Origin of the sequence: Campylobacter showae CC57C (genome assembly GCF_000344295.2) — a bacterium.
Classification (GTDB): domain Bacteria; phylum Campylobacterota; class Campylobacteria; order Campylobacterales; family Campylobacteraceae; genus Campylobacter_A; species Campylobacter_A showae_B.
The window spans coordinates 1-5162 of record NZ_AOTD01000234.1; the positions used below are offsets into that span (position 1 = coordinate 1).

General features: G+C 46.1%; 7 protein-coding genes and 1 pseudogene. All 8 read right to left on the reverse strand.

Features of this window, described 5'->3' with window-relative positions; all coding sequences use genetic code 11:
• Positions 1 to 336 (reverse strand): annotated as a pseudogene (locus H740_RS09315) (hypothetical protein); the annotation flags it as partial.
• Positions 333 to 515 (reverse strand): hypothetical protein, encoded by a 183-nt coding sequence (locus H740_RS09320; RefSeq protein ID WP_002947188.1) that lies wholly within the window; start codon positions 513 to 515, stop codon positions 333 to 335. The pseudogene H740_RS09315 and the gene H740_RS09320, both read right to left, overlap by 4 nt.
• Before the next feature lie 5 nt (positions 516 to 520).
• Positions 521 to 1102, reverse strand: a complete 582-nt coding sequence (locus H740_RS09325; RefSeq protein WP_002953484.1) for a 6-pyruvoyl trahydropterin synthase family protein — start codon at positions 1100 to 1102, stop codon at positions 521 to 523.
• 60 nt (positions 1103 to 1162) lie between these two features.
• Entirely contained in the window at positions 1163 to 1927 is a 765-nt protein-coding gene (locus H740_RS09330; RefSeq protein WP_002953485.1) for a 7-carboxy-7-deazaguanine synthase QueE, read from the reverse strand.
• A 216-nt stretch (positions 1928 to 2143) separates the two neighbouring features.
• Entirely contained in the window at positions 2144 to 3112 is a 969-nt protein-coding gene (gene moaA, locus H740_RS09335; RefSeq protein WP_002953486.1) for a GTP 3',8-cyclase MoaA, read from the reverse strand.
• A gap of 140 nt (positions 3113 to 3252) precedes the next feature.
• Positions 3253 to 3768: a DUF6115 domain-containing protein gene (locus H740_RS09340; RefSeq protein WP_002953487.1), complete on the reverse strand. Its 516-nt coding sequence runs from the start codon at positions 3766 to 3768 to the stop codon at positions 3253 to 3255.
• Positions 3761 to 4279 (reverse strand): hypothetical protein, encoded by a 519-nt coding sequence (locus H740_RS09345; RefSeq protein ID WP_002953489.1) that lies wholly within the window; start codon positions 4277 to 4279, stop codon positions 3761 to 3763. Before H740_RS09345 ends, H740_RS09340 begins: the two co-directional genes overlap by 8 nt.
• Positions 4276 to 5142, reverse strand: a complete 867-nt coding sequence (gene mqnP / locus H740_RS09350; RefSeq protein WP_034957892.1) for a menaquinone biosynthesis prenyltransferase MqnP — start codon at positions 5140 to 5142, stop codon at positions 4276 to 4278. Before mqnP ends, H740_RS09345 begins: the two co-directional genes overlap by 4 nt.
• Positions 5143 to 5162 lie beyond the last annotated feature (20 nt).

Consider the following 5162-nt stretch of genomic DNA (forward strand, 5'->3'; position numbering starts at 1 on the left):
GAAATTTTTAGTTTTTATCGCCTTTTTTAGCTGCTTAAACTCCGTCGCCCCAAGCCCGATAAGTAGCGCCCAAACCGCGATCATAACAAGAGCTTTGAAGCTCGGATAAAAGTAAAAAACGCTCATCAAAAGCAGCCCCGTAAGCATCATTGCAGCCAAAAACGCGTAGTAGGTAGGCAAAAACAGCTTGATGCGCTTAGCGTAGGCTGGCGAATTTACGCCAAAATTTATCAGGCAAAAGTGCGCCGCGACTAAGGCCAAAAGCATAAAGGCAAGCCCGATGTGGATGGAGCGCGCCAGCTCATAGAGTTCTGATAGGTGTTCGTTAAATTTCATTTTTCGGGCACCGGCTCTGGCGGCATATTTTCGTCGATACTTACGTTTGCATCGCTTTGCGCGATGGGTACGTCGCTAGGCACGGTGCCGCCAAGATCCAGCGACGCGGGCTCCTTTTTCTCCTCGCAACCGCCAAAAAACAGCGCCGCCAGCGTCAAAATCGCAAAAATTTTCCTCATTTGCGCTAGACCTCCTTTGGATTTACTATTTTTTTGCCTAGCTTGATTTTCTCAAACAACTCCTCGTCCTCCCACTCGGCTCTAACGCCCTCGGAAAAGACGATCTCGTTTAAATTTACCTCGCCCATTTTGGCGTTATACGCATCCTCTCTGAAGCACTGCGCATAGCCCGTGTCGGTCTCGTGGACGATGACACTGTGAAGCTTCACTTCGCGCTCGCCGTTTTGCATCTGCGTGGTTTTCAAAAGCCTATCGATCATCACGAAAAATATCCTACAAAACTGCTCTGCAGAGGGATTTAGTGGGATCTCGATCCAGCGAGCGGAGTGTTTTTTGAGATCGTTTTTATACTCCACCCTGTCTCCGCTATATATCGTCGTGCAGTGATCGAAGCTATCGATGATGCAGCCGATACCCTGCTTCATCAGACCAAAGTCATACACCATCCCCGCGTTATCGAGAAAATTTGATTCAAGTAAAATTTCAGCCCTGTAAGAGTGCCCGTGGATACTGGTTTTGCAGCGTCTCGAGCTACAAAATCTAACGATATGGGCATTTTCAAATTTAAACATTTTTCTTATTATCATCTTAGCTCCGTTTATTAAATTTGCGTTTTGTGCCGTAAAGATGCGGGCTAAATTTATGCCCTAAACCCCTTCTTTTGCGCCCCAAAGCCTGATGTGCAGGCGATCGGAGTAGTTAAAGCCGTGCGTGATCGTAAACTGCGCGACGGCTCTAGCGTTTTGCTCGAGGCTTATTTTATCATAACCTTGCGGCATACAAAAGACTTCCGTGTCGCAAATCTCTAAAATGCGTGAAATCTGCGCTATCGCCGAGCCGTCTTCCGCGCTTTTTTTGTCAAGGACGAATTTATAAAAACTGCCAGCAGAGTTTTGTTTTATGGCTTTTAGAGCGCTAGCGTTGATGCGTCTAGCCTCGCTTTCGCCGCTATTTTCGAGCTTGACGCTGACGGCGAAACGGCACTTTTTATAAATTTCAAATTTGGCGAAATCAACCTCGATCGTGCCGTTCGTCTCAAAGTGCGGCTCGTAGCCCTCACTGATCGCAAAATTTAAAAAATCTAGCAAAATTTGGCTTTTGTGATGCAGCAGCGGTTCGCCGCCCGTGATGACGATGATGGGCTTACGGCGTAAATTTGCGCTCAAATTTTGAGTGATTTTTATGAGTTCGTCGGCGCGGGTGATTTTTTGATACGAAAAATGTCCCGTAAAAACTGCGCGAATCGTATCGCAGCCTGTTAGCGTCTCGCCGGTTTTAGGAGAAACGGTCCGCACTCCAAAGCCCGCGCAGTTTAGATTGCAGCCCGCAAAGCGTAAAAAAATCGCCAAACGGCCGCTACTCGCGCCTTCGCCTTGGATACTTAAAAAACTCTCGACCAGGTTTAAACTCAAATTTCGCCTTTTAAATTTTGGGCGATTATATCAAAATTTAAAGGGTAGTTTTATGGAGTTAGGCGGATTTTACGTCAAAATTGAGCGGGTTTTGATAAAAAACGGCGGTAAATTTATGGGTAAAAATATAAAATTTGAACATAGTTAAATTTGATTCAAATTTAATAAAAAGTAGGCTAAATCTACGTCAAATCTAGCGTAAATTTAGCCCTGTTTTCAGCCGCCTGTTTGGTAAAAGGCGCGGCTTGAGGTCTCGTTTTGAGCGCCGATCGCCCATTTGTTTTCTTTTGGCTTGTTTTGTAGTACCTGGCGCAATATCTCGCTAGCGCCCGCGATATCGCCCTTTCTCACGGCATCTTTTATACTCATCGCATCCTCGAAATACAGGCACGGGATGAGATGCCCCTCGGCCGTGAGGCGGATGCGGTTGCAGCTCTCGCAAAAGTCGTGTTTGTGCGGGTCGATGATGCCGAATGTATAGCCGTCCCCCAGTCGGTAGATGCTAGCCGGGCCGGTCGGGATTTTTTCAGCCGCTTCAAAGCGATATTTTTTTGCGATGACGTCTAAAATTTCGGCCGATTTCATGCCTTTTAGCTCGTCATTTGCGTGGACGTTTTCCATGTATTCGATATAGCGAATTTGACAGCCCATAGAGCGTGCAAACTCTAGCAAAGATACGATCTCGTCGTCATTTACGCCTCTTAGCGCGACGGTGTTTAGCTTGACTTTTAGCCCAGCCTCAAGAGCTGCATCAAGGCCCGCTAAAACCTCATGCAAGACGCTTTTTTGCGCGAGAAATTTGGCTTTTTCGGTTTTTAAGCTATCAAGCGACATATTTATGCGCTTTAAACCCGCGTTTTTTAGGGCTTTTGCGTAGTGTTTGAGCATAAAGCCGTTTGTCGTGATGGCTAGATCGATATCAGGACTGTGCTCGTTTATCATCGCGATAAATTTGTCCAAGTCCTTGCGCAGTAGCGGTTCGCCGCCCGTGATACGGATCTTTTTTACGCCTTCGTCTAAGCAGACTTTGACAAATAAAAACAGCTCCTCAAAGCTTAGTAAATTTTCTCTCGGTTCCCAGCTAAACGGAGTTTTAGGCATGCAGTATTTGCATCTAAAGTTGCATCTTTGCGTGACCGAAATACGCAGATAATCAACCGTCCGTCCGTGCCCGTCTATTAACATTTTTCGCCCCTAAATTTTATCAAAACCATTTAATTTTGATTTGGTTAAAAGGCATTATAGGAATTTAAGCTTTAAATTTTTTTAAAATTCGCGTATGAAAATAATGTTATTTTTTTATATTTCGCGCCTGTATTTTAACACTAAATCAGCTCCCGCAGTTTTAGCGTCAGCTCTACCTTGCCAAGCCCCACGCACAGCTCTTTTGCGATGCTTTCGATGCTTTTGCCTTCGCTATACATCTGCACGATGCGCTTTTCGTCATCCTCGCCGTTTGGAGCGGAGATCTTGCTGATGCTTTTGGTGCGCTCTTCAAGCGTAAAAAGCCTATCTTGCTGCTGGCTTTGGAAGTTATCTATTGAGCTTTCGATGCCTTGGAGAGTGTTTATTATCGGGGTTATTTTTTGATTGATTTTTTCATTTAGACGCTGTTCGAGGTTGCTTTCTAGCTGCACTATGTCAAATTCGGCCGGCTCGCTGTTTTGATTAAAATTCGCAACCTGTTTTTTTACGGCGTGAAGCTCTTGTATCAGGCTTTCGATCGCTTTTTCATATCTTGAAAATTTCCTTGAAGCCTCTAAATCTTTTATAAAAACCAGCACGAAAAGCACCGTCAAAATCAGCCCAAAAATAACAAATATTATCAAGTCGTTACTCATCGTTCATCTCCTTTAATTCTCTTATCATAGCGCGCTCTCTGGCCGTCACGTAGCCGTTGTAGTCGCTCTCGTCGCTCTCGTTTATGCGCGTGATTTTGGCGGTTTTTTCATCTAGCGCTTCAAAAAATATCGCCACGTCTCGCTTTGGGAAAATAGGCATAAAAATGCGTCCGTAGTAGCCCGCACCTTCTTTAAATTTAGCCTCTTTTATCCTAAAATTTTCAAAATTTATCCCGTCTAGCACGCTAGATTGCGCAAGCTCGAGTTTTACGAATTTCTCGTTTTTTATGTAGGCGTTTAGCTCGTCAAATTTACGGTGAAGCTCGACCAGCAGCGTCAGTATCACCTGATCGCTTTCTTTCGTGTCGCCCTTTGCTTTGGCGCGCTTTATCCACGCTCCTAGCGGATCGTCCTCGTTTCCGCTTAGCTTGTCAAATTCGCGCAAAAACTCGCTCTCGCGCTCGCCGATTTCCTCAAAAACTACGTCTAAATTTGCCGGAACCAGTCTCATAGGCTAGCCCAAACGAAAACGAAAAAAAGTATGCCCAGATAGCCGTTTAGCGTGAAAAACGCACGGTCGATCTTGCTAAAATCCCGCCTAACGATGCGGTGCTCGGCAACCAAGATACCCCCGCAAAGCAAAATGCCCGCATACGCGGCCGTGCCAAGCCATCCCGCCCACGCAAAAAGCAACCAAAATATCACGGCTGTGGCGTGAAATATCGCCGAGATAAACATCGTAGCCTTTTCACCGTAAACGCTAGGTATGCTAAAAAGCCCGTGCTCGCGGTCAAATTCGATATCCTGAAGCGAATAAAGCAGGTCAAATCCCGCCACCCAAAACATCACGCCAAGGCAGAGCAGCACGCTAAAAAGCGGTATCTCGCCCGCAACGGCGACGGCTCCAGCGATGGGCGCGAGGCCCAGCGAGAGACCTAAGACTAAGTGCGCTAGCTCGCTAAAACGCTTAAAAAGCGAATATCCGCCAAGCACCGCTAAGATCGGAAAGCTCAGCCAAAACGCAAGATCGTTTACGAGATAGGCGACTAGCACGAAGATGACGGCGTTTGCTGCGATAAAAATTTGCAGATTCGTCCTGCCGATACGTCCGTCCACGCTTGGGCGATTTGCCGTGCGCGGGTTTAATTTGTCGATGTCCTCGTCCTTGTAGCGGTTAAAAGCCATCGCGAAATTTCGCGCCGAAACCGCGCAAAGAACGCCCAAAATAAGCAACTTCCAGCCAAACCAAGCCGTGCCGTTTACCTGCGCGCTCGCCGTTATCATCGCCGTAAAGATAAAAGGCAGCGCGAAAACAGAGTGCTTAAAGACGATTAGTTCGTTAATATTTTTTAAAATATTTATAAATTTTTGCATAATCTTCCTGAAATTTTTGC